We start from the raw sequence: 23000 nt of genomic DNA, 5'->3' as shown, positions 1-23000 counted from the left end.
CGGCCATGACGCCAGAAACCGTCACCACACTCGCCCACCAGGCGATGTACGTTTCGATGGTGCTCGCCGCGCCGCTGCTGCTGGTGGCGCTCGTCGTCGGCCTGCTCGTCAGCCTGTTCCAGGCCGCGACGCAGATCAACGAAACCACGCTGTCGTTCATTCCGAAGCTGATCGCGATTCTCATCACGCTCGTCATCGCCGGCCCCTGGATGCTCACGACGATGCTCGACTACATGCGTCACATGCTCACGAGCGTTCCGTCGCTCGCCAGCTAAGCGCTTTCCGGCTGCACGTCCCGTCATGTTCTCCGTCACCTACGCGCAGCTGAACGTGTGGCTCACCGCGTTCCTCTGGCCGTTCGTGCGGATTCTCGCGCTCGTGGCGGCGGCGCCCGCGTTCGGCGACACGTCCGTACCCGTGCGCGTGAAAGTGGGCCTTGCCGCCTTCACCACGATCATCGTCGCGCCGACGCTCGGTGCGCTGCCGCAGGCCACCGTGTTCTCGGCCGAAGGCGTGTGGATCATCGTCAACCAGTTCCTGATCGGCGTTGCGCTCGGCTTCACGATGCAGATCGTGTTCGCCGCGGTCGAGGCAACGGGCGACATCATCGGCCTCAGCATGGGTCTCGGCTTCGCGACGTTCTTCGATGTCCACGCGAGCGGCTCGAGCGCGGTGCTGTCGCGCTTCATGTGGACGATCGCAATACTGACGTTCCTCGCGTTCGACGGCCATCTGCAGATGTTGAGCGCGCTCATCGCGACATTCCAGTCGATTCCGGTTTCGGCGAACATGCTGGGGGCGAACGGCTGGCGCGTACTGGCCAGCTACGGCAGCACGGTGCTGACTTCGGGATTATTGCTGGCGATGCCGGTCGTGACGGCCCTGTTGATCACCAACCTGGCGCTCGGCATTCTGAACCGCGCGGCGCCGCAGATCGGCGTGTTCCAGGTCGGCCTGCCGCTAACGATGCTGGTCGGCCTGCTGCTCGTGCAGCTGATGTTGCCGAACATGATTCCGTATTTCTCGCGGCTTTTCGACGGGGGTATCGAACAGATGGGGCGGGTGGCGGCGGGGTTCAGATAGCAGGCAGGCGCTTCGTAGTGGCGACCTTGCCACGACCTGATGATCTGGCTCAGTCCGACCGATACCGCACTTCATCGTTACATCATGCCGCGTGGGTGCGTTCCAGCATCCTGCGTGAAAACCGGCTCGGCGCCTGCGCCGGCAGGCCGAGAAACTTCAGCACCGTCTGCCCGACAGGAGAATCCAGAGACGGCATCATGGGTTCAGATAAAACAGAAACGCCGGCGCACAAGAGCCGCGCCGGCGTGAAGGTCAACAGAGCAACGGTTACTGCGTGATGAGCTGGAACGTGCCGTTCGTTTCGAGACTGGTCCGGCCCGCGACTTTCGCATTGGCGGCGGGCACACGCGGATCAACTTCAACCTGTGCGGAAAAGCTCGTTCCCTTCGCCGGGCGACCGTCGACGACCGGCACGATCACCTGCCCAGGCGCGAACTGGGCGACGGCAGCGGGGCTCGCCGGCAACATGCCCATGCCGGCGGCGCTACCGATCATCGCAGGCCGTCCGTCGACCTGCGCGTTCGCCATCCTCACCGTGACACTACCGCCGTTACCGAAGCTGTAATCCGCACCGTTAGCGCCGCTGCGAAACGCCACGGCCATCGTTACCGGCATCCGGCAATTCACGTTCAACGTCAGCTGACGCTTGCCGAGACTCAGCGTCGCGGCCTGAGCGTTGTCGCCCTGAAGCTGATAACGGGTGAACGTGCCGTAATCGACCGAGCTTTCGTTCACGGTCATCTGGCATTCGCCAGGACCCTGTGCCTGCGCTGCGGTACAGGCGCCCATCGCGAGCAATGCGGCAGCTGTAAGTTGCGCCACGGCATTGCCCAGCGCGCGCACTGGATGAAATCTGATTTTCATGACGTTTCTCCTGTATGAAGGCGTGGCCTTAGCGGCACACAGCCTCTGCATTTTCAAAGTAGCTCTTCAGGTCCGGTTTTTCGGCGAGCTTGTATTCAAGCGAACAACGGTTGCCGTCCAGATCCACCACCTTCAGGTTTTCACCTTCGTTGCCGTTCAGGAAGATGTTGCCGTCGTCGAGCACGGTGGTGAGGTAGTTGTCGTCCTTGTCGAGTACCGACGCGTTCTTCGGCAGAACCTGACCGCGCTTGTCGATGGCGCGCAGCAGGATGCGGCGCACCTTGACGATGTCGAAGTTCACGTAGTTCACCGAGCCACGACCCGGATTCACCTGCGCGAAGCCGTTGCCGATATCGACGTTACGCGGCAGCGTCTTGCCGGACACTTCGATACGGCTTGTCGAATACGCAGCTTCCGACGGGATGACTGCCTGACCCCAGAAGTCCGTCCACACCGGACCTTGCGGCGTCGAAATCTTGACGCCCGCCACGTCGCTCGTCTTCGCGATGCCGAAGGTGTCGGCCACCGGATACGGCGAGAACGTCACGCCGTGCTTGTGCGCCACGACGCCGCCACGCAGCTCTGCGTTGTACGAGGTCGAATTCGTGCCGTTTTGCGATACGCCTACGTTCATCTGCGTGTAGTGCGGTGTGATCGACGCATTCGCGCTGCTCGAAGCCGTACCGTTATTCGGCTGCAGTTCGGCGTTCAGGCTGTAGTTCAGCTCGTCGCTGACGACTTCGCTGTACGTCGCGCCGACGCGTGCATTGCCGTCCGTCGAGTTCACATAGGTCTTCACGCTGCGCTTGCCGAACGGAATCGTTGCCGTCAGGTACACCGAATTGCCGCTGTTGCCCGACACGCCGCCACCGAGGCTGTGCTCGATATTCAGGTTGACCGTCGCGTACTTGAACGTGCGACCCCACGAGCCGGTGACACGTTGCGTCGTCTGGCCGTTGAACAGATCCGAGCGCGTGTAGCCTGCGGTAAAACCGCCCAGCCACGGATGCAGCCACGCCGCCGAAGCCGTGTACTGGCTGCGATAGTGGTTGTCATTCCAGTTCTGCGTTGTGTCCTGCGTCGTATCGGTGAGCGTGCGGTAACCCGGCGTCTGCAGGCTCGCGGATGCATTGAGCGACAGCGATTGTGTAATCGGCGTGCTGATCGATGCAGTTGCCTGACCGCCACGCAAACCTTCGCGGGTTGCGTTCGACCACGTGCTCTGCGCGCTGATCGCGGTGCGATCAAAAATCGTCGTTTGACCGCCGAAGCCGATCGACTGGTATTCCGTCGCACCCAGCACGCCGGCCGTCACGCTGGAACTTTTGCCGATCGACCACGTGCCCGTGCCGGTCGCCATCCACGGTTTGCTTGTCGCGTTGTCGCCGAGATCGCGCAACCTGCCGACTGCCGCCGAGTAACCCGGAGCGATGCCGAGCGAACCCGCCGAGAGCGAAGCCGCCGGCACGATGAACTTGCGCGAGGAACCATCCGCTTCGATCACGGTGACTTCGAGATCGTTGGTTCCGTTCAACAGCGGAAGGTTGCTGAGCGAAAACGGGCCCGGCGGCACAACCGTCGAGTAGATCAGCGCGGCGGCCTGGCGCACCTCAACGCGCGCCGTTGACTGCGCGATACCGGTGACTTGTGCAGCAGCATTTGTCGTATGGGTCAGCGCAGCTTCCGGCACCCATTGCGCGCCGTCGATCGACATACCCGAAAAGATCGAGTTGCTGACGTTGATCTCACCCGTCTGGAACACCGATTTATAGTCGGTAAAGGTGCGCTGCGCGTAGGCATACAGATGCTCGAACTGCGAGCGCTTCCCGTCGTTCGTGTACATGCTGCGGTTGCGCACGATCCAGTCGCCTGCGTTAAAGCCGAGTTCCGTCGCGCCAGAGAAATACTGCGAGCTGGAACCGCTACCCTGATTGCCGATTGCAAGCAGGTCGTAGTTCAGCAGCGCAGCGGTGCCACCGGTCGTGTAGTTCGTGTCGGCCAGGGCTTCGGGGCGGAGTGCGTCGGTCGGTACGATCAGTTCGACCGTTGCCGTGTTCGGGTAGGGCTTGACGATCGCTTCCGGCCATGCAGCCATGAAGTCTTCGCATGCGCTGACTGTGTCAGCGGTTCCTTCGGCTTCGTCAGCTTTCGCTGCCTTTGCCGGCACGGCATCCTTTTTCAACTGCAGACCAGCACGTGCCATGAACTTCGAATCGAAACACAGATTGCCCTGTTCGTCGAAGCGCGCCGCAACTGTGCCTTTCTTGCTGCCGTTTACCAGCAACGTGACGTTGCTGATGCCCGGGCGATAACGCGGGGCATCCTTGAAGTATTCCGCGACCTTCGGATCGATGCCACGGGACTTTAGCATTTCCATGTCGAAACCAGCATTGGTTTCCACGGTGGCTGCTTCGTTGTTCGCTTCTGCAGCGAACGTATTGTTTGTAGCGACGCCGAGCATCATCAGCGTCACGGCTACTGCGATTGGAGCGAGCTTGAGGGTGGGCTGTCCTCCTTGCTGGCCGTGCCTGCTGAAGGCATGTGGGTTGAGCTTCATGATGTCGGACGTCTCTAGACTGATTACTTCGAAACCGATACTTGCGAGGCCGGTGCCTGTGCTTGCGTCTGCGTTGCTACGGCGGAAGCCGGCGTGATGGGTGCGTCGTACGGATCGACCGAGTAGCCATACGTGGTGGCCGGGAACAGGCGCGCGATGGTCGCTGCTGCGCTGGCGCCCTTCATCGGTACGGTCACCCTTGTCTTCGGCAGCACATAAGGACGCGGCAGGTCGATGTTCTTTTGTTCCGGTTGCAACTGCACCGTCTGCGCAAGACGCACGACATAGGCACTCGGGTTTTCGATCGTGAGTTCGTCTCCGGTGATCGAAACCTTCAGTTCCTTCCACGGTTCGCGATTCACTGCGAGGCCCTTCGGATGAATCACGAGCGGCAGATCCTGCCGCACGGTCATCGTCACGCGCGCACCCGCTTTCGGATCGCGCGGAGGAATGCCTTCGAAGACGGCGCGTTCAAGCCGTTCTACCGTCAGCGGCGTCTTGTTCTGCAAAACGAAACGCACTGTCTGCGTCTGGTTGCCTTCAACGCGCGCAACCGGCGGCGTCACGACGACCAGGTTTTCCTGGTCTTCCTCGATGTGCGTGATCGACGTGTAAAGAAGCTGCGGCGTGTTTTCGCTGTTCTTCACGTTCATCGTGGCTTCGCCATCCGCTTCATTGACAAGCACGACCGATGTTTCCGGCACCATGCCGGTTGCCATTGCGACATTCGCAAAGCCGGCGAGCATGGCTGCGGCGATAACGACGTTGCGGAGTTTGAAGTGGATTGACGATTTCATGATTGAGGCTCCTTAGGTTCGGTCGTTGCCTGATTGCATCGACGCTTGTCTCGATGCATCCAGTTTGGAAGAACCGGGGAGCCTTCTGAATCGCAGAATCTTTAAATCTCGAATTACCGCTTTGATGACAGCCACCGGAGATGCGAGGTGATACGCCACATGCGACATGGACGCGCAAAACTCGTAAAACTACGATGGAAACTTCGGGCGCGGCTACGTAAGGTCATCGGTCAACTGAACATCACGGCCGGGGACCGCTTTGCCAAATCGATCTACTTCTGATTCTGACGAACGGCGTCAGACGACCCTCACAACGGCGTACGCTGAAGCGTCGGCACTCAATGCCATGCATCGCGATGCGCTGACGGATTTCCTGCGCGCACCATCGGCCGTTCCACTACCGAGCGGCGCACGACCGCTGTACTGGCTTGGACGTTTGCGCCAGTGGCGGGGCATAGAACTGGATCAGGACGGCAGTGCGATGCCCGACTGGTCCGCGCTGCGAATGGGTGTACTTGAGGCGCTCGCCGGCACCTATGCACTGGCGCTATACGAAGACGTCTGGCGCGGGCCACGCCGCCGGCAGATATACGACCGCGACATGGCATTGCTGATCGCCATGCTCGTCACGCTCGGGTGGCCAGATCTCGCTACGCACGCCTTGAAGTGCTGGTTTGGAAGCGACGTGAATCACGCGGGGCATACGGTTCCAGGCGGCATTACCGGCATGATCGTCAGCGTCGCTGGCAAAGGACTCGGCGTGCCTGTGGTGCCATGTACGTTTCAGAAAGGAGAAGAACTGCTTGTCGAGATGATCGAGGCGTGGGACGCGGATGATTCCGTCTTCATGCCACTCGCGGTACAACTCGCCGACCGGCATCTTTCTCACTGTCGCCAGGACTCGGGACAGATGCGCTTCGACTTCGATCATCCGGTCGAACAGGCAATGCCCATCGAACTGCTGATGTTGCTGCGATTGCGTAGCGAGACTTCCATTCCGGACGCGCTGAGCAAACATCCTGCGCTTCAGCATCCTGCCGCGACACTGGCCGATCCTCAACCGCCGGTGCTGTCGTCGCGTTGTCGCACGTTCATCGACTGTGTAAGCCGCGTATTGCCGGCTTGCGAAACACTCGTTGCCGCGATCGCAAACCAGGCCGAACTTTTGAGCGCGTAGTAACTGAAACGGCCGTCGTGATTTCCCACGACGGCCGTTCATTTCTTTTTCCGCTTCTTACCAGACGTAACGCATGCCACCCGTCAGCGCCCACGGTTTCTCGATTTTCTGGCCCTTCGCATAGCTGTACTCGCCATAAAGGTGGAAGGACTTCTTGATCTGCGCTGTCATGCCGACTGCGATTTCACCGCGCGTGCCGGACAGATCGTTGGAGAACGCGATGCCGTTGACGTACGCGGGGTTGCTGTGTGCGAACTCGTTGATAAACGCGAGCTTCGCGTACGGCTGGATCACGCTGCCGTCCCCAAGCTCGATGTTCTTGCCCGCCGCCGCGCCGATCTTGCCCTGCAGCGATGCGCTTCGACCATTCGTCGCCTGCATGCCGTTGTCGAGCGCAAAACTGCTGCCGCTAGAGAACAGGCCCGCGAGTTGCACGTACGGTTCGACGAACCAGTTATTCTGAACGCCAATGTGACGCCCGAGTTCCAGCGAACTGCCAACACCGTAATTCAGGTTATTGCCGTGCGTTCGAACGCCGTCGCTCATGGTGGCGTCGCCGCGGTTTGCAAAGCGGCTCGCCTGCAACACGGCATCAGCGTAATAACCGTCGTTGCGCAGCCACGTTACGTAGCCGCCGATCGTCTGGCTTTCCACTGTGCCGTCAGCACCCGGCATGAAGTTCAGATGTGCATTCGTGTATCCGAAGCTGCCGCCGACCAGCACCTTGCCGCTGGAAACAGCGAGTTCATGATCGGCACCCAGCGCAAAGCCGCTCTGGTCCTGCGTGAACGGCTGACCCGCCGCGCTGGAGACCCGATAGCGCGAACCATAGCCCCGCGCCCATGCGCCGCTGCCTTGCCCCTGGCGGCGAAGTTCGCCCATGCGCGTGCGCAGCACATCCATCTGCTCGTAAGCAACGGTGGCGGGTGCGGTGAACAGGCCCAGGATCGTCGCGGTCGATGGCGTAATCACCGGCGTGTTGTCCGGTGTATTCGACGACGGCGTATCCGGTGTGTTGCCCGACGGGTCGACCGGCGTAACCGGCGTGTCGCCTGGCGTGTTTTGCAGATACCAGTCGCTTCCCTGCTGCGCGAGACGGTATTCATAGACCCCTGCGTCGACCTTGTCACCCTGCAGCGAGAACGTGGCCGGCCCGCCTGCGGTCTGCACGACCTTCAACTTGCCGCCAGGCGCATCGGGTTCGCGCCCGGTATTGCGCACCTGCAGCTGATGCTGGCCTGACGCGGTGCCCTGAACGTCGATCAGATCGCCATGCACCTCGCCGAGATCCGTGTGGATCGCGAACGTACCCTGCCCGCTCAGATTCCCCGCGACGGTGAGTGTCTTGTCAATGCCGTTATCGAGGACAACCGTGCCGCCGCTCAGACTCAGGTTGCCGATCGTATTGCTTTGGGGCAGGGCCCACGTGGCACCGTTGCTGACCGAAACGTCACCGACGCGAACCAGATTGCCTGTGAGCGTTGCGCGATCGGTGAGCGATACGTTAGCGCCATTCCGGTCGTCGGCGACGACGTCACCCTGGAGATTCGACGCAAAGACGTTGAAGTTCGCCGTGCTGCCGGGCCCGACGTGCAGGAGGTTGCCGTCGGAACCATGCAGCGCGCTGGCGCCCGCAACGCTGATATCGGTGTGACTCGCCGACGAAGCAAAGATCGCCGAGCCATTGAGTCCCGTTACCGAAGTGTCGGTCAGACTGATCGTGTTGTTGCCCGGCGTTGCGCCGGGGATCAGGGCCGCGGTGATGCCGTGCGTCGAGCCCTGAACCGATGAGCCACCATCGAGGACAAGAGACGCATCGCCCACCATGTTGACCCCCACGCCCGCAGTACCTGTGACCGCAACATTGTGGCCGGTGAACGCCGAATTCTGCTGGCGCACTTCCACGCCTTTCGGCCCGGTGATGCTGCTATCGGTTGCCGTCACCTGTGCGCCGGCGCTGATAAATGCGCCGGTGTTCGCGCCTGCTTCGACGGTGACGCGTTGCAGGTCGATCGTCGCTCCCGTCCCGGCGAGCACGCCCCAGCCGGCGCTGCGGATTGTCCCGTCGCTGACCGTGACGGCGGAATTCGTTTCGGCTTGCAGCCCGGCGTAACTCGTGCCGGCGGTGCTTTCGAACAGCACGTTTCGAAACGTACCGATGCTGCCGTTTTTCAGGCGCACGGCGTCGCCGAGGTCGGCGGCCTCACCGTTGTTGCGGATGATCGTTTGCACGCCTGGTGTCGTTGCGGCGGCTACGTCGACCGAGCCGCCGTTCACCAGCAGGCCGTGAGTGGCAATTTGCGTGTTCGAGTCCATGAGGACCTGTGCGCCGGTGCCGGTATAGCCCGTGCGGACACCGTTCAAGATCGCGCCAGATTGCATCTGCAGCGTCGCCGCGTTTTGAAGTTCGTAGTCGTCGGGCGTGGTCTGCGCAGTGACCATACGTGTGCCGCTGGGCACGAGTACAAATGCTTGCGCCGATGTACCGGCAGCCAGCAGCGAGACGGCGATCGCAAAGGGCGCTCGCCTGAGAGGTAGAGAAAACATGGGAGTCCTTCCGGTTGAGCGCTGATGCCTGCTCAGGACGGAAGGCACGCGCGGAACGCGGATTCTGGACAAAACTACGAGCTGGATAAATCGTAGTTTTACGATTTATGGAGATGAAGGAACGGAGTTCAATGCCGCGTATCCGGTCGCGCCACAGATCGTTGCGCCAGCGTGGATTTCAGGAAACGGCGATTCAGAAATCCGGCGCCAGGACTCAGAATTCCCTCCTGGACACGGCGTGAACACGAAACAACCGGGTTCTTCTTTTCTTAACTCACATGAAAACACAAATCATGAAAATCGTTTCAAAGAACACTCTCCTGGCCTGCATGCTGGCCGCTGCTTCGTGCGGCGCCTTTGCTGTTGAGTCGGTGGATCTGAAGATCACCGGTACGATCGTGCCGCCGTCGTGCACGCCTACTCTGAGCGGTGGCGGTACTGTCGATTTCGGTCGCATTCCCGCCGCATCACTTAGTGCGACAGCGTTTAAAAATGCGGGAACAAAAACCACTACCCTGAACCTCACGTGCGACGCGCCGACGCGAGTTGCGCTTCAGATCATCGATGATCGTAGCGGCACGACGGTCCCTGGCTTGATGTCCACAATCAACGGTTATTTGACAACTGACCCTGCGCAGTTCGGTCTCGGATCTGTAAGTGGGAAAAATATCGGCTCGTACACAATGTTTTTGCAGACCCCGAATGTCATGCCGGGTTCATACACAGGCTTTAGCAGGTCGGCAAACAACGGTGCTAGCTGGGTGAGCCTCGGTCAGAATTTCCGGATGACCGCCGGCAACCTCCTTAGCTGGAGCAATACGAACGGCGGTACACCTGTCGCAATTACGAGCGTGACGCAGCGAATCGACGTCCAGGTCGGCCTGAACAAAACTGGCAATCTCCCGGATCTGAAGCAGGAAGTCCCGCTTGACGGTATGGCAACCTTCTCGGTGGTCTATCTGTAAGCCGAGCTTACTTCGAAAAAACTGCCGGTTCGTCAGGATTTGAAGGGTTTTGCTTACTGACCCACGGCAGTCGTATTCTGCGGAAAACCGTCTCCTTAATCTTCGTTTCGTTAAGCCGCGCACTCGTGTTTGTAGACGCTGCTATCTCTAAAGCCTCTCTCGTGGCCGGTGAATTGATGCACGTTCACCCGAATGATCATCGCTCAGATAACAACCTGATGAGAATGCGAGATGAACTTGCGACCGCACATTTAACGATTTTACGATTCAAGGGAACGGGATAAACATCGAGAATTTGCATTAAGGACGCAGCACGATCGCGACGGTCAGCTTCTTCCTTCTCATCAACCTTGAAAGAGCTACTCATGAAATTCATTACCAAAAACACCCTTCTGGCCGCATTGCTGTCCGCTGCCTCTGTCGGCGCATTCGCTGCCGGGTCGGTCGACCTTCAGGTGATCGGTACGATCACCCCGGCATCCTGCACGCCGACCCTCTCGGGTGGCGGCATCATTGACCTCGGCACGATCAGCGGCGGTACCATTGCTGCGAACGCCTTCACGAACCTTGGCACGCACTCCAGCGCACTGACGATCACCTGCGACCAGCCGGCCCGCGTGGCAGTGCATGTCGTCGACGATCGCACAAGCAGCGTCGTGCCGGGCATCGCCAGCACGCTCGTCGCAGGCCTGACGGACGCTGACGCGTTCGGTCTCGGCACGGTTGGCACGGCTAACGTCGGTTCGTACACGCTTGGCTTCAGCGACCCGACCGCGGACGGCACCGCTGGCAGCGGCGCAATCTCGCTCGACAACGGCACGACCTGGGCCGTTGCAACGGACGCCAACCGCAACCTGAACACGAACAAGCTGGCAACGGCATCGGACGCGAACGGTGTGCCGAAGGCATTCACGACGATGACGACCAACCTGAACGCCGTGATCGGCATCAACAAGCGCAGCGCGCTGCCGGCAACGCAAGACGTGCCGCTCGACGGCCTGGCAACCATCTCGATGGTCTACCTGTAATACGCAGTAGCATGTGAGCCGGAGACGCCCTCTCCGGCTGTCGCTCCGGTGACACGTATGAAAAGCGGCCCGAGTCTTCACAAACCCGGGCCGTTCTCACATCTAAACCACAAAAACCGCTACATCAATTCCCGATGTAGTTAGACAGCGACGTCTTCTGGATCATCGAGAACCCCTGCTGCGCCGCCTGCAGCGAAAACTGCGTCATCGTGTACTTGCTGGTCACCTGTGTCAGATTCGTCTGCGTCAAATCCGCCAGGTTGCTCTGCGTCTGCAACGCGCCGTCACTTCGTTTTGCCGTCCGCCCACCGATGCCTGAACCGTGATCACGTTGTTCAACGTGTTCGCCAGTTTGCCCATCGCCGTCAAGAGCGCATTCGTCAGGTTTGCCGTGCACGCGCCCGGAGTGACCGGCGTCTGCAATGCCGTCACCGCTGCATCGATATTCGCGAACACGTCGGTGCCCGCCTGTGTGGCCGGCGTCAGCGAGAACGAATCGCTGGCATCCAGGTTTCACGATCCTCAGGACTGGTTTCGACACGATGCCCGCTCGCTTTGCATCGCGTGGGGACATTCATCGCCGCAAGGAGCCGCATTTAACGAAACTACGATTCAACGAACCGGGGCGAACACGCAGAATTCAGTTCAAGGATTCGGCGTACACCCAACCAGTCGGGTTCTTTTTCTCACCAACCTTGAAAGAGCCATTCATGAAACTCGTTTCGAAAAACACCCTTCTGGCCGCCCTGCTGGCCGCAACTTCGGTTGGTGCGTTCGCCGCTGATACTGTTGACTTGAAGATTATCGGTACGATCGTGCCGCCGTCATGCACGCCGACGATCTCCGGCGGTGGTGTAGCCGATTTCGGTCGTATTCCCGTCGCTTCGCTCAGCGACACGGCCGGCACGCTTTTGACGGCCAGGACGGCCTCGCTGACCGTGACCTGCGATGCTCCGGCACGGGTTGGACTAACGACACTTGATAACCGCGCCGGAACGCTCGGCGTAAGCGCGAAAACCGTTCTGTTGGGCGCCGACGACCAACGCCTCGGCGTCGGTCTGGTAGGCGGCAAAACGGTAGGCGCTTACAACGTCAAAATATTGAAGGACGGCATTATCGCTGACGGGAATGCTGCTGACGGCATCTACTCGCAAAACGGTGGCGCCACTTGGGCTCCTCAAATTCATCCCTATGGCGACATCATTCAGCCAGGTATTCGAACCCATGGATGGGCGAACGCCGGCCAGACAGTTCCGGCAGCGTTCAGCACGATCACGCAGCCGATCGAAGTCGACCTGGCTCTTAATGCAAAGTCCGACATGCCCTCGCTGAATCAGGAAGTACCTATCGACGGCCTGGCCACGTTCTCGCTGGTCTATCTGTAATCGGTTAGTAACGCACCATCAAGCAAAACGGCCCGGGTCTTCACAGACCCGGGCCGTTCTCACATCCGCACCACGCAAACCGCGATATCGCGCAAACCGCTACATCAATTCCCGATGTAATTAAACAGCGACATCTTCTGGATCATCGAGAACCCCTGCTGCGCCGCCTGCAGCGAAAACTGCGTCATCGTGTACTTGCTGATCACCTGCGTCAGATTCGTCTGCGTCAAATCCGCCAGATTGCTCTGCGTCTGCAGGTTGTTGCTCTGCGTGACCGTCTGCAACGCCGTCACTTCATTTTCCCGTCCACCCACCGATGCCTGAACCGTGATCACGTTGTTCAACGTGTTCGCCAGCTTGCCCATCGCCGTCGAGAGTGCATTCGTCAGGTTTGCCGTGCCCGCGCCGGGCGTGACCGGCGTCTGCAATGCGGCCACCGCTGCGTCGATATTCGCGAACACGTCCGTGCCCGCCTGCGTGGCCGGCGTCACCGAGAACGAATCGCCTGTTGCCGGCGCACCCGAAATCGCCACATTCTGGCCGCCCAGCGTAATCGCCGCGCCCGCGGTAAACGTCTGCGCCGCGGTCGTCGTGCCCGCGGTGACGTTCGTCACCGTGTAAGTCGTCGGGCTCGTGAAGTTGATCGTGTACTTGTCCGCGTTCGTCGGATCGGCCGCATTGGTCGTGCTCACCCCACCGATCGTGCCCGAGCCGGTGTTGGTCGCAGCGCCGGTCGGAACCGAGTTCGTGCCGGTCGGCGAAACGCCGAGGAACACTGTCGCGCCGTTGTCGCCGGCTGCGATCTGACGCGTGCCCGTCACCTGCACGTACTGCACGCCGCTGTCGCCGTTGTACTGCACCCCGCCCGCCGCGTTCGTGCCGAACGGCTGCGACGTCGTCTGGTAACCCGCGAACAGGAAGTTACCCGAGCCGTCGGTGGCATTCGCCTGCGACAGCAGCTGGCCGCGCAGACCCTGCAACTGGGTCGCGAGCGCGCTGCGGTCGCCGTCGTTCAGCGAGCCGTCGCCGGCGCGCACGAGCAGCGTGTTGATGTTCGTCAGGATCGTGTTGACGGTGCCGAGCGTGGAATCTTCCGACTGCAACGACGAAAGCGCCGCGTTCTGGTTGCTCGAGAACTGCGACAGCGTCGCGGCCTGCATGCTCAGCTGCACGGCCTGCGCCGCGCCCACCGGGTTGTCCGACGGCGTCGCAAGGCTCACGCCGCTCGACAGTTGCTGATACAGCTGCGTGAGCTGGCTTTGCTGATCGTCCATCGTCTGGACGTTCATGCCGAAATACTGGGTCGTGGAAATGCGCATGGTCGTTCAACGCCTCAATTAAAGATGCCGAGGATGGTCTGGAACAGCGTGTTGGCGGTCTGGATCACCTTGCTGTTCGCCTGATACGCCTGCTGGTATTGCAGCAGGTTCGCGGCTTCCTCGTTGATGTTCACACCCGAAACCGATTGCTGCGCGGTCGTGATCTGCGTGACGAGCGAGGCCTGCGCCTTGCTCGACGCCTCTACGTTGTTCGTCTGGTTACCGATGTTGTTGACGTAGTTCGCGTACGCGTTCGTCAACGTCACCGTGCCGCCGTTCAGCTGCTTCGCCGTGACGAGCGCGGACAGCAGTTGCGCGTTGCGGCCGTCGTTGCCGCCGCCGGTGTTCGCCGCGATCTTGAACGTGTCGTTGTTCGAAGGCGCGCCGCTCAGGCTCACCGTCACGCCGTTCATCCAGCCGCCCGCCGGCGGAGCGCCCGCGCCAGCGTTGATCGTCAGCGTCGCGCCCGTCGCCGGGTTGTACGGCACGCCCGTGCCGGCCGTGGTGATCGTGACCGTCGAAGGCGGCGTGCCGCCCACCGTGACGACCGAGCCCACCGGGAAGCCAGTCAGCTCGCCCGTGCCGGCGTTGTACGTGAGCGTCGTGCTCGACGTCGGCAGCGTGTAGCCCGTCGACACCGAACCCTGCGTGATCTCGCCGGTGCCGCTGTTGGTCGACGCCTTGGATGCCAGCACCGGCGCCGAGGCCGCGATCGCGGAGCCATTGGAAGTCGTCAGCGCGAAGTTGTTCAGCGCGCCGCGCGTCGGCTCGATGGCGAACTTGTCGCCCGCGTTCATCGTGCCTGTCATCGAAAGCTGCAGGCCGCCGATCGTCGACGGAAGGCTCGTCGACTGGCCGATGAGCGTGCCCGTCGCGGAATCCGTCAGCGTGTAGTTCGTGCCGTCGAAGGCGAGCGTGTAGTCGCTCGTCGTCGGCTGCGCGGCGTTCGCGAACGATACGTTCAGCGTGGCCGTGCTGGTGTTCTTCGAGTTGGCGTAGACGGCCGGCGAGCCGACCGTGAAGAGCGCGCCACCCTGGTTGCCCGACAGGTCGATACCGAGCGCGTTCTGCGCGTTCACCTGCGCGGCGAAGCTCGTCGCGATCGCGCCGAGCTGCGCTTCGGCCGGATCGAGCGACTGGCTGCGAAACGTGAGCAGTCCGCCAAGCTGGCCGCCGATGTCCGACGAATCCGGCAGGACCTGCGGCGTCGGTGCCGGGTTCGCACCGACGAGGCCGGCGTACGTCACCGACAGTTCGGTCGGATCGGACGGCGACGTCTGCGTCGAAAGATTGAAGCTCTTGTCGCTCATCACGAGCGGCTGGCCGTTGCTCATGAACACGCTGTAACCGCTGCTGTTCTGCACGACCTGCACGCCGACGAGCGACGACAGGTTCGACACGGCGAGATCGCGCTGGTCCATCAACTGGTTAGGCGGCTGCCCCGAGGTGCTCTGCGCGGCGATCTGCGCGTTCAGCGCCGCGATCTGCGCGGTGTACGTGTTGACCTGGGCGACGGTATCGGTCAGTTGCGTGTTCACGCTGGTGCGCAACTGGTCGTACTGCTGGCCGGCGGCGTTGATCTGGTCGGCGAGCGCCTGCGCGTTGCTCATCGCGCTCTGGCGCATCGCGTTGTCGGATGCATTGTTCGCGACGTTCTGCAAACCGGTGAAGTAGCTCGTGATCGCCGTCGAAATACCCGAGGTCGGGCTGCCGACCAGGTTGTTCAGCTGCGAAATCATGCTGTAGTACGTGGACAGCGAACCGGCGCCCGACTGCGCGGTGTTCAGCTGGGTCGCCAGATACTGGCTCCACTGGCGCTGGACGGTCGTCGTCGACACGCCTTGCGGCAGGTATCCGGAACCGGTGTACTGCCCGCTCGTTTCCGAGTAGACAGGACGCTCGATCGAATAGCCGGGCGTTGCCTGGTTCGCGATGTTCTGACCGGTCGTCGTCAACCCCCATTGGGCTGCGTTGAGTCCGCTGAGGCCGATGCTGAAAAGGTTACTGGACATGCGTCATCCTGAAAGGCGCCGCTGATGCGCCGCCGAGTTGACCGAACATCATGTATATCGGCCCTTCCGCGAAAACATTGAGGGCCAATTGTGTCGCGCGAGGCGATTTTCGCGCGCGCCGCGCGGCTGATTCAGGTTCTACAGGCTGGCGCCGTAACGCTTAGGCGCGCACCAGCGAGCGCCGCTTCATTTCGAGCTGTGTGATAAGCCGTTGAAGCGTGTTCTCCGCGCTGCCCGGTAGCGTGACGAAACGGAAACCCAGTTGATAGCGCGTCGTGCCGTTCGGCTGCGTCATCGAGCGATGTGAAACCAGTTCGAGGTCGAGATTCAGCGTGCCGAGCGCGCCGAGCATCAGCTCGCAATCGGCGAGCACCGCGCCCATCGGCAGTTCGGCGATGCGCTCGTCGTTCGTGCGTATGCCGACGCCACCCAGCGACAGGTCATGCACGTCAAAACGGAACGCGCTGCCGTCCGCGAGCTGGCCCTTGCAGATATACGGATTGAGCACGGGCGCATCGACGCGGAAATACTCGCGGCGCTGCACGTAGAACAGCACTTCAGGGAATTCGGACACGTAGGCCGGACGACCTTCGTATTGCGTTTCACGCGGCGTGGCGGTCGAGAACTCGACGCGAACGCCATCCGGCGACGCATGAAAGCGGCCGCGCGGCGCGGCAAGCAAACCCGCGTTCTGCTCGGGAAGGCCGCCCCAGTCGAAGGTGAAAGTCCGCGCGCGCACGTCCACGTCGAGGATCTTCGTGACGAGCTGGCCGCCCTTGTACTGCACGGTCAGAAAATCGCCGCGGCTGGCGAGGTTGCGCAGCTGGACGCCGATTTCCAGCGGGTTCCGGCGGCCGAAATCATTACCGCTTTCGGCGTCTTCTGCCGGAGTCTTGTCGCCGTTCGACGGGTTGGTATCCATGTTCTTGCCAGTGTGCCTGTTCTTGCGGGCGGTCTACCAGGCCGGGAGGGCGGCCTTTGAAGCAAGCCGCCGTCCGTCGCCTGTCAACGCGCGGTCAACCGGAACATCTTCACTCCTTTCCGGTATCGGATGTAACTGATTAGCGGCAGCACGAGCCCAAAGTTTAGGGGGTTGTCGTTAAATTTTTCCGGCAAACGTTTAATTGATGGCAGCACGAGGCGCGGGTTCGGGGCGATGTGGCGCTGCGCCACCGCTCGTCCACAAGCCCGCTTTACCCCATTTTCTGCATGATCGAGATGAGCTTTTTCGCGTAATGCGGGTCGGTCGCGTAGCCGGCGCGCTGCATGCCGGTCGCGAAGCCGTTCACGTCGTGCGAGTTGTTGAGCACCTGCGCATATCGCGGATTCGACTTCAGCATGCTCGCGTAGTCGGTCATCGCGTCTGCATACGAATCGTAAGCCCGGAATTTCTCGACCACGCGTTGCGGCTTGCCGTGTACGTATTCCGTCGTGACGGTGGACACCGTCTTGCCGGTCCAGTCCTTCGTCGCCTTGATGCCGAAGACGTTGTGGCTCGTCGAGCCGTCCACCTTCTTGATCTCGCTCTTGCCCCAGCCCGATTCGAGCGCGGCCTGGCCGATGATGAAGCGCGCCGGAATGCCGGTCGCTTCGCTCGCCGCCTGTGCCGGCGCGGCGAGCCGGTCGACGAACGCATCGACTTTCGGCGAGCTGCCGTCGCCCTTCATCGGCGGCGTCAGCGCGCTGTTCGCCGAATAGCCGCGGCCGGACTGCAGCGCGCCGTTGTTCGCCGGATTCGCGTACGCCTTCGCGAGCGCGTTGAGCGCGGCGTTGTTGCCCGAGTTCGCGTCGCCGGTCTGCATGCCGGAATTGCGCATCAACTGCTTGAGCATCGCATCCGCCACGCCGATGCCCTTGTTCGACATCTGCTGCGCGAGCTGCTGGTCCATCATCGACGTGAACGTGGCCGTGTCGTGCGAATCGAACGGACCGTCGTGCGGCGTCGCATCGCGCATGCTCTTCAACATCATCTGCGTGAACACGGCGTCGAACTGCTTCGCCGCCGACTTCATCGCTTCCTGCGGCGAGTTCTTCGCCTGGGCGCGCAGTGCGTCGAAACCCTGTACGTCGAGCGCGAAGCGTTGCGACAGGTCGTTCGCCGCGCTGGTGGGATCTGAATTCATCATGGTTCCTTAGATGATTTCGAGGTCGGCGCGCAACGATCCGGCCGCCTTCATGGCCTGCAGGATCGACATCAGATCCGCGGGCGTGGCGCCGAGTGCGTTGAGCGCCTTGACGACGTCGGCGAGATTCGCGCCCGCGCTGACGTATTTGATCGCGCCGCTATCCTGCTTGAGCTGGATCTGCGACTGCCGCGCGACCACCGTCTGGCCGTTCGAGAACGCGCCCGGCTGGCTCACCACCGGCTGCGTATTGACGACCACCGAAAGATTGCCGTGCGCGACCGCGCAGTTTTGCAGCGTCACCATCTGGTTCATCACGATCGAACCGGTGCGCGCGTTCAGGATCACCTTCGCGGCGGCCTGCGCCGGTTTCACATCGAGGTTCTGCAACTGCGCCATGAACGACACCTGCTGCGCGGGATCGGTCGGCGCGCGCAGCTGGATCGTGCGGCCATCCAGCGCGACCGCGGTGCCGAAGCCGAATGCGTTGTTCACGGCGGCGGTGATGCGCTGCGTCGTGTCGTAATCCATGTCGTTGAGTTCGAGCTGCATCGTGCCCGCCTGCGAGATCGTGGTCTGCACCGCGCGCTCGACAATCCCGCCGTTCGTGATGCGGCCGGCCGCGAGCTGGTTGACCTGCACCCGGCTGCCGTTCGCGCTCGCGCCCGCGCCGCCGACGGCCATGTTGCCCTGTGCGAGCGCATAGACCTGGCCGTCCGCGCCCTTCAGCGGCGTGAGCAGCAGCGTGCCGCCGCGCAGGCTCTTCGCGTTACCGAGCGACGACACCGTCACGTCGATCGCTTCGCCGGGCCGCGCGAATGGCGGCAACGTCGCCGTCACCATCACGGCGGCGACGTTCTTCAGCTGCATGCTGGTGAGCGCCGACGTACCGGTGTTGTTCGATCCGGCGGACTGGTTGTTGATCGAGATGCCGAGGTTCGCGAGCATGTTCGCGAGCGTCTGCGTCGTGAACGGTGTTTGCGTCGTCTGGTCGCCCGTGCCGTCGAGGCCGACGACCAGGCCATAGCCGATCAGCGGGTTGTCGCGCACGCCCTGGATCGACACGAGGTCTTTCAGGCGCTCCGCATGCGCGACGGACGTGCTGAGCGGCAGCGCCACGCATGCCAGCACGAAGAGCGCGAGCGCGCGGCACGCGCTGCGCAGACGCGAGGTGCCTGATGTGCCGGAAGTGCGCGCAGGGCCCACGCGGCGGAAAAGTGCGGAGCTCATGATCACCACGGCGACAGGTTAAGGAAGAAGCGTTGCAGCCAGCCCATGGTCTCGGCCTCGTTGATATAGCCCTTCGCGGAATATTCGATCTTCGCGTCGGCAACCTGGGTCGAGTACACGGAATTCAGGCCGGAGATCGTGTTCGGATTGACGACACCCGAAAAGCGCACGAACTCGTTACCCTGGTTGATCAGCATCTGCTTTTCGCCGCTCACGATCAGGTTGCCGTTCGGCTCCACGCCGGTCACGGTCACCGTGATCGTGCCGTTGAACGTGTTCGACGCGTTCGCGCCGCCTGCCGCCTTGAACGTATTGTCACCGCTCGCGTCGAGGTTCACCTTGCCGAACAGGCCGCCGAGGAACCCCGCGGTCGGCACGCCGAACTTGGTCGTGCCGTCGCGGTTCGCATTCGCACCGGATGACTTCGTCGCGTTGATGTTTTCCGCGATCACGATGGTCAGGATGTCGCCGACGTTGCGCGGCCGCTGGTCTTCAAAGAGCGGCCGGCCTGCGTAACCCGGATTGAAAATCGAGCCGGGCGACTGCTGCGAGGGCGGCAGCGGCGGGGCGGCCGTCATCGGCTGCTGCGTGATCGGCTGCGTCGGCACGAGCGCGCATCCGCCGAGGACGGTGGCGAACGTGCCGGCGAGCGCGACGAACCGCGCCGCGCGGGCGCCGCGCGTGATTGCCGGGATACGTGTGAAGTGCGACATCGTGATTACCGTCTCTATTACCGTCTCTGTTAACCCTGTCATTTACCGGTCGGTCAGACCGGCATCTGGCTCAGGGTTTGCAGCATCTGGTCGGAGGTCGTCACGGCCTTGCTGTTGATTTCATACGCGCGCTGGGTCTGGATCATGTTGACCAGTTCCTGCACGACGTTCACGTTCGACGCTTCCACATAGCCCTGATTGAGCGAGCCCGAGCCGTTCAGGCCCGGTTGCGAGACGATCGGCGCGCCCGACGACGACGTTTCGGCGAACAGGTTTTCACCCTTCGCGTCGAGGCCGGTCGGGTTGATGAAGGTGGCGATCTGCATCGAGCCGATCTGCGTGCTCGTGCTCGACCCCGCCTGCGTGATCGACACCACGCCGTCGCTGCCGATCGTGAGCGAGGTGGCGTTCTGCGGAATCGTGATGGCCGGAATGACCTGATAGCCGCTCGACGTCACGAGCTGGCCCTGCGAGTTGGTCTGGAACGAGCCGTCACGCGTGTAGGCGTTCGAGCCGTCCGGCATCAGGACCTGGAAGAAGCCCGCGCCGTTGATCGCGACGTCCTTCGAGTTGCCGGTCTGCTGCAGGTTGCCCTGCGTGTACAGGCGCTCGGTTGCGACCTGCTGCACGCCCGTGCCGACCTGAAGGCCGGACGGCAGTTCGGTCTGCTGCGTGGAGTTCGCGCCCGGCTGGCGGGTGGTCTGATACAGCAGATCCTCGAACACCGCGCGCGAGCCCTTGAAGCCGTTCGTGCTGACGTTCGCGAGATTGTTCGAGATGACGTCCATCTGCGCCTGCTGCGCATTCATGCCGGTTGCGGCGATATAGAGTGAGCGGTTCACGGTGATTCTTCTCCTGAGCGCAGGCGTGCCTGCAGTCCGTATTAACTGAAGTCGAGCAGCTTGTTGGCCGACTGTTCATTCTGGTCGGCGGACTCGATCATCTTCGTCTGCATCTGGAACTGACGCGCGTTGGTGATCATCGAGACCATCGCCGCAACCGGGTTCACGTTGCTGCCTTCGAGCGAGCCTGCCGCGACCACGACGTTCGGATCGGCGTCGGCGGGATTGCCGTCGCTGGTGTGAAAGAGGCCGTCGTCGCCGCGCGTCAGCGTGCCCGGATCCGGGTTCACGAGCTTCAGCTGGTCGACGAGCGCGATCGACGTCGGCGGATCGCCCGGGATCAGCGCGGAAACCGTGCCGTCCTTGCCGATGGTCACTTCCGAACCCGGCGGCACCGACAGCGGGCCGCCGTTGCCGACCACCGGCAGGTTGGTCGCGGTGACGATCTGGCCGTTCTCGTCGACGTGCAGGTTGCCCGCGCGCGTGTACGCTTCGTTGCCGTCGGGCGTCAGCACCGACAGCCAGCCCGGGCCCTGAATGGCGACGTCGAGCGGGTTGCCGGTCTGCTGGATCGGGCCGGGCGTGAAATCCGCGCCCGGCGTCGACGACAGCACGAAGGTGCGCGTCGTGTCGTTGTTGATGGTGCTGCCGTCGCCGAACGCCATCGGCACGGCCCGGAAAGTCGCGAGCTGCGCGCGAAAACCCGTTGTCGAGGTGTTCGCGAGGTTGTTCGCGACCAGTGCCTGCTGTTCGAGCGCCTGCGTGGCGCCCGACATCGCGGTGTATATGAGCCGGTCCATGATGGTATCGGTGCGTGCTGCGCTTACAGGTTGATCAACGTGTTATCGACGGCCTGCTGGGTCTTGATCGTCTGCGCGTTCGCCTGGTAGTTGCGCTGCGCCGTGATCAGGTTCACCAGCTCGCTCGTCAGGTCGACGTTCGAGTTTTCCACCGCGCCGCCCTGCAGCGTGCCGTGGTTCGTGCTGCCCGGCACCGAGATCTGCGCGACGCCCGAGGCGGCCGTTGCACCGTACTGGTTGTTGCCGAGATCGACGAGACCGTTCTGGTTCGCGAAGTTCGCGAGCACGATCTGGCCGAGCGCTGCCGTCTGGCCGTTCGAGTAGTTACCCGTCAGCGTGCCGTCCTGGCCGATCGTGAAATTCGTCAGCGTGCCGGCGGCGAAACCGTTCTGGTCGAGCGAGTTCGTGCCGTCCTTGCTGCCGAACTGCGTCGTGCCGCCGATGCGCAGTTGCAGGCTTTGCGGCGTGGCCGAACCGTCGGTGGTCGGGATCGAGAAATTGAATGCCAGCGGCGTGGCGGTGGGGTTGCCCGCATTGTCGGTGGTGCTCACCAGGTTGCCCGAGGTGTCGAACTTCGCCGTGCCGATCTTCGACGCCGTGCCGGTCGAGACACCCGCGTACACGTCCCACGAGCCCGCGGCCGTCTTCACGAAGTACATGTCGACCTGCTGCGCGCCGCCGAGCGAGTCGTACACCGGCACCGAAGTCGGATAGCTGTAGGTCGTGTTGTCGGTCTGGTTGAACGGCACCTGGGTCGGTTTCACGGTAAAGGTGTCGCCGTTTGCCGGCGTGGCGCCCGCAAGCGTGAGCGTTTCACCGGTGCCGAGCGTGATCGCCGTGCCCGTCGTGTAGGTTGCAGGGGCGGACGCCGGGCCACCATTGACGGATACGGTATACGTCGTCGGGCCGGTGAACGTGACCAGATAGGTATTCGCATTCGTGCCGGCCACGTTGCTGGTGATCGCCGCGGTGCCAGTCAAACCGGCCGTATTGGTGCCCCCGGGTGTCGTCGTCGGCGTACCCAGAACCAGCGGATCCTGCGCGTTCAGATTGAGGCCGGCCGTGATGGTGGTGGTCGTCGTCGGCGGGATGTTCGCGGTCGGCACCTTCAGCGGCACCGTGTTCGCCGAGTTGATGATGCCGTTCGCGTTGGCCGCGTAGCCCATCAGCTCCAGGCCGTCGGCGTTGATGATGAAGCCGTTCTTGTCGAGCTGGAACACGCCGTTACGCGAATACGTCAGCGAGCCGTTGTTCGACATCTGGAAGAAGCCGTTGCCGTTGATGGCGACGTCGAGCGCCTGGTTCGTCGTGTTGATCGTGCCCTGCGAAAACTGTTGCTGCACCGACGCGAGACGCGAACCGATACCGATCTGCGTGTTCACCGCGGTGGCCACCGAATTCGCGTACATGTCGGCGAACTGCGCCGAGCCCTGCTTGAAACCCACCGTGTTCGCGTTGGCGATGTTGTTGCCGATCACGTCGAGGTCGCTCGACGCGCCAGCCAAACCACTCAAACCTTGCTGGTAACCCATGACGGTCTCCGTATCTGAAGTATCTG

20 protein-coding genes are annotated in these 23000 nt (G+C 62.2%); 6 read left to right on the top strand and 14 right to left on the bottom strand.

Translation table 11 applies throughout. The annotated features are described in order from the left end of the window. Window positions 1-5 precede the first annotated feature (5 nt). Together fliQ and fliR are read left to right on the top strand one after the other, a co-directional pair. On the top strand, window positions 6-275 hold the full coding sequence (gene fliQ / locus BLV45_RS17430; protein WP_090535189.1) for a flagellar biosynthesis protein FliQ: 270 nt from the start codon (window positions 6-8) through the stop codon (window positions 273-275). A 25-nt stretch (window positions 276-300) separates the two neighbouring features. Continuing rightward, on the top strand, window positions 301-1083 hold the full coding sequence (gene fliR, locus BLV45_RS17425) for a flagellar biosynthetic protein FliR (RefSeq protein ID WP_090535188.1): 783 nt from the start codon (window positions 301-303) through the stop codon (window positions 1081-1083). A 267-nt stretch (window positions 1084-1350) separates the two neighbouring features. Here the strand turns inward: fliR and BLV45_RS17420 are convergent, their stop codons facing one another. The 3 genes from BLV45_RS17420 to BLV45_RS17410 are packed head-to-tail and all read right to left on the bottom strand — an operon-like array spanning window position 1351 to window position 5301. Continuing rightward, the gene (locus BLV45_RS17420; RefSeq protein ID WP_090535187.1) at window positions 1351-1947 is read right to left on the bottom strand and encodes a DUF1120 domain-containing protein; all 597 of its coding nucleotides are present in this window, start codon (window positions 1945-1947) and stop codon (window positions 1351-1353) included. Window positions 1948-1975: 28 nt separating this feature from the next. Next, window positions 1976-4504, bottom strand: coding sequence for a fimbrial biogenesis usher protein (locus BLV45_RS17415; RefSeq protein WP_090535186.1), 2529 nt, complete (start codon window positions 4502-4504; stop codon window positions 1976-1978). A gap of 23 nt (window positions 4505-4527) precedes the next feature. Further along, window positions 4528-5301, bottom strand: a complete 774-nt coding sequence (locus BLV45_RS17410; protein ID WP_090535185.1) for a fimbria/pilus chaperone family protein — start codon at window positions 5299-5301, stop codon at window positions 4528-4530. A gap of 481 nt (window positions 5302-5782) precedes the next feature. On the opposite strand from BLV45_RS17410, the gene BLV45_RS17405 reads away from it, so the two are divergent. Further along, window positions 5783-6478, top strand: coding sequence for a hypothetical protein (locus tag BLV45_RS17405; RefSeq protein ID WP_245753348.1), 696 nt, complete (start codon window positions 5783-5785; stop codon window positions 6476-6478). A gap of 57 nt (window positions 6479-6535) precedes the next feature. On the opposite strand, the gene BLV45_RS17400 is transcribed toward BLV45_RS17405, so the two are convergent. Beyond that, the gene (locus BLV45_RS17400) at window positions 6536-9025 is read right to left on the bottom strand and encodes an autotransporter outer membrane beta-barrel domain-containing protein (protein WP_090535183.1); all 2490 of its coding nucleotides are present in this window, start codon (window positions 9023-9025) and stop codon (window positions 6536-6538) included. A gap of 293 nt (window positions 9026-9318) precedes the next feature. Here BLV45_RS17400 and BLV45_RS17395 point away from each other — a divergent pair, with 293 nt between their 5' ends. Both BLV45_RS17395 and BLV45_RS17390 read left to right on the top strand, forming a co-directional pair. Beyond that, window positions 9319-9990 carry a DUF1120 domain-containing protein gene (locus BLV45_RS17395; protein WP_176954191.1) on the top strand — a complete coding sequence of 224 codons (672 nt, stop codon included), beginning with the start codon at window positions 9319-9321 and terminating at the stop codon, window positions 9988-9990. 365 nt (window positions 9991-10355) lie between these two features. Beyond that, window positions 10356-11018: a DUF1120 domain-containing protein gene (locus BLV45_RS17390; RefSeq protein ID WP_090535181.1), complete on the top strand. Its 663-nt coding sequence runs from the start codon at window positions 10356-10358 to the stop codon at window positions 11016-11018. Window positions 11019-11142: 124 nt separating this feature from the next. On the opposite strand, the gene BLV45_RS27160 is transcribed toward BLV45_RS17390, so the two are convergent. Further along, window positions 11143-11559 carry a hypothetical protein gene (locus BLV45_RS27160; RefSeq protein ID WP_176954190.1) on the bottom strand — a complete coding sequence of 139 codons (417 nt, stop codon included), beginning with the start codon at window positions 11557-11559 and terminating at the stop codon, window positions 11143-11145. A 169-nt stretch (window positions 11560-11728) separates the two neighbouring features. Between BLV45_RS27160 and BLV45_RS17385 the strand changes: the two genes are divergently transcribed. Beyond that, window positions 11729-12403, top strand: a complete 675-nt coding sequence (locus BLV45_RS17385; protein ID WP_176954189.1) for a DUF1120 domain-containing protein — start codon at window positions 11729-11731, stop codon at window positions 12401-12403. A 104-nt stretch (window positions 12404-12507) separates the two neighbouring features. On the opposite strand, the gene flgL is transcribed toward BLV45_RS17385, so the two are convergent. The 9 genes from flgL to BLV45_RS17340 all read right to left on the bottom strand — a co-directional run bounded on the left by flgL (window position 12508) and on the right by BLV45_RS17340 (window position 22974). Further along, window positions 12508-13722, bottom strand: a complete 1215-nt coding sequence (gene flgL, locus BLV45_RS17380) for a flagellar hook-associated protein FlgL (RefSeq protein WP_090535179.1) — start codon at window positions 13720-13722, stop codon at window positions 12508-12510. Window positions 13723-13736: 14 nt separating this feature from the next. Beyond that, a complete protein-coding gene (gene flgK, locus BLV45_RS17375) occupies window positions 13737-15734 on the bottom strand; it encodes a flagellar hook-associated protein FlgK (protein WP_090535178.1) in 1998 nt (665 codons plus the stop codon). A 160-nt stretch (window positions 15735-15894) separates the two neighbouring features. Continuing rightward, complete coding sequence (locus BLV45_RS17370) at window positions 15895-16656, bottom strand: flagellar brake protein (RefSeq protein WP_090535177.1); 762 nt, start codon at window positions 16654-16656, stop codon at window positions 15895-15897. A 271-nt stretch (window positions 16657-16927) separates the two neighbouring features. Beyond that, entirely contained in the window at window positions 16928-17857 is a 930-nt protein-coding gene (flgJ, locus tag BLV45_RS17365) for a flagellar assembly peptidoglycan hydrolase FlgJ (RefSeq protein WP_090535176.1), read from the bottom strand. A 9-nt stretch (window positions 17858-17866) separates the two neighbouring features. Then, window positions 17867-19093 (bottom strand): flagellar basal body P-ring protein FlgI, encoded by a 1227-nt coding sequence (locus BLV45_RS17360; protein ID WP_407671036.1) that lies wholly within the window; start codon window positions 19091-19093, stop codon window positions 17867-17869. Then, window positions 19090-19800 (bottom strand): flagellar basal body L-ring protein FlgH, encoded by a 711-nt coding sequence (flgH, locus tag BLV45_RS17355; RefSeq protein WP_090535175.1) that lies wholly within the window; start codon window positions 19798-19800, stop codon window positions 19090-19092. Before flgH ends, BLV45_RS17360 begins: the two co-directional genes overlap by 4 nt. Before the next feature lie 53 nt (window positions 19801-19853). After that, window positions 19854-20642, bottom strand: coding sequence for a flagellar basal-body rod protein FlgG (flgG, locus tag BLV45_RS17350; protein WP_090535174.1), 789 nt, complete (start codon window positions 20640-20642; stop codon window positions 19854-19856). A 41-nt stretch (window positions 20643-20683) separates the two neighbouring features. Beyond that, window positions 20684-21442 (bottom strand): flagellar basal-body rod protein FlgF, encoded by a 759-nt coding sequence (gene flgF, locus BLV45_RS17345; protein WP_090535173.1) that lies wholly within the window; start codon window positions 21440-21442, stop codon window positions 20684-20686. 23 nt (window positions 21443-21465) lie between these two features. Next, window positions 21466-22974, bottom strand: a complete 1509-nt coding sequence (locus tag BLV45_RS17340; RefSeq protein WP_090535172.1) for a flagellar hook protein FlgE — start codon at window positions 22972-22974, stop codon at window positions 21466-21468. Window positions 22975-23000 lie beyond the last annotated feature (26 nt).

Origin of the sequence: Paraburkholderia sartisoli, assembly GCF_900107685.1 — a bacterium.
GTDB classification, from domain to species: Bacteria; Pseudomonadota; Gammaproteobacteria; order Burkholderiales; family Burkholderiaceae; genus Paraburkholderia; species Paraburkholderia sartisoli.
Note: the sequence above shows the minus strand (reverse complement) of the source record. Positions and strands in the feature narration are given on the sequence as shown.

Bases quoted from the DNA above. Each gene is read 5' to 3' on its own strand.
- fliQ (WP_090535189.1), top strand. From the start codon at position 6: ATGACGCCAGAAACCGTCACCACACTCGCCCACCAGGCGATGTACGTT.
- fliR (WP_090535188.1), top strand. From the start codon at position 301: ATGTTCTCCGTCACCTACGCGCAGCTGAACGTGTGGCTCACCGCGTTC.
- BLV45_RS17420 (WP_090535187.1), bottom strand. From the start codon at position 1,947: ATGAAAATCAGATTTCATCCAGTGCGCGCGCTGGGCAATGCCGTGGCG.
- BLV45_RS17415 (WP_090535186.1), bottom strand. From the start codon at position 4,504: ATGAAGCTCAACCCACATGCCTTCAGCAGGCACGGCCAGCAAGGAGGA.
- BLV45_RS17410 (WP_090535185.1), bottom strand. From the start codon at position 5,301: ATGAAATCGTCAATCCACTTCAAACTCCGCAACGTCGTTATCGCCGCA.
- BLV45_RS17405 (WP_245753348.1), top strand. From the start codon at position 5,783: ATGCCCGACTGGTCCGCGCTGCGAATGGGTGTACTTGAGGCGCTCGCC.
- BLV45_RS17400 (WP_090535183.1), bottom strand. From the start codon at position 9,025: ATGTTTTCTCTACCTCTCAGGCGAGCGCCCTTTGCGATCGCCGTCTCG.
- BLV45_RS17395 (WP_176954191.1), top strand. From the start codon at position 9,319: ATGAAAATCGTTTCAAAGAACACTCTCCTGGCCTGCATGCTGGCCGCT.
- BLV45_RS17390 (WP_090535181.1), top strand. From the start codon at position 10,356: ATGAAATTCATTACCAAAAACACCCTTCTGGCCGCATTGCTGTCCGCT.
- BLV45_RS17385 (WP_176954189.1), top strand. From the start codon at position 11,729: ATGAAACTCGTTTCGAAAAACACCCTTCTGGCCGCCCTGCTGGCCGCA.
- flgL (WP_090535179.1), bottom strand. From the start codon at position 13,722: ATGCGCATTTCCACGACCCAGTATTTCGGCATGAACGTCCAGACGATG.
- flgK (WP_090535178.1), bottom strand. From the start codon at position 15,734: ATGTCCAGTAACCTTTTCAGCATCGGCCTCAGCGGACTCAACGCAGCC.
- BLV45_RS17370 (WP_090535177.1), bottom strand. From the start codon at position 16,656: ATGGATACCAACCCGTCGAACGGCGACAAGACTCCGGCAGAAGACGCC.
- flgJ (WP_090535176.1), bottom strand. From the start codon at position 17,857: ATGAATTCAGATCCCACCAGCGCGGCGAACGACCTGTCGCAACGCTTC.
- flgH (WP_090535175.1), bottom strand. From the start codon at position 19,800: ATGTCGCACTTCACACGTATCCCGGCAATCACGCGCGGCGCCCGCGCG.
- flgF (WP_090535173.1), bottom strand. From the start codon at position 21,442: ATGGACCGGCTCATATACACCGCGATGTCGGGCGCCACGCAGGCGCTC.
- BLV45_RS17340 (WP_090535172.1), bottom strand. From the start codon at position 22,974: ATGGGTTACCAGCAAGGTTTGAGTGGTTTGGCTGGCGCGTCGAGCGAC.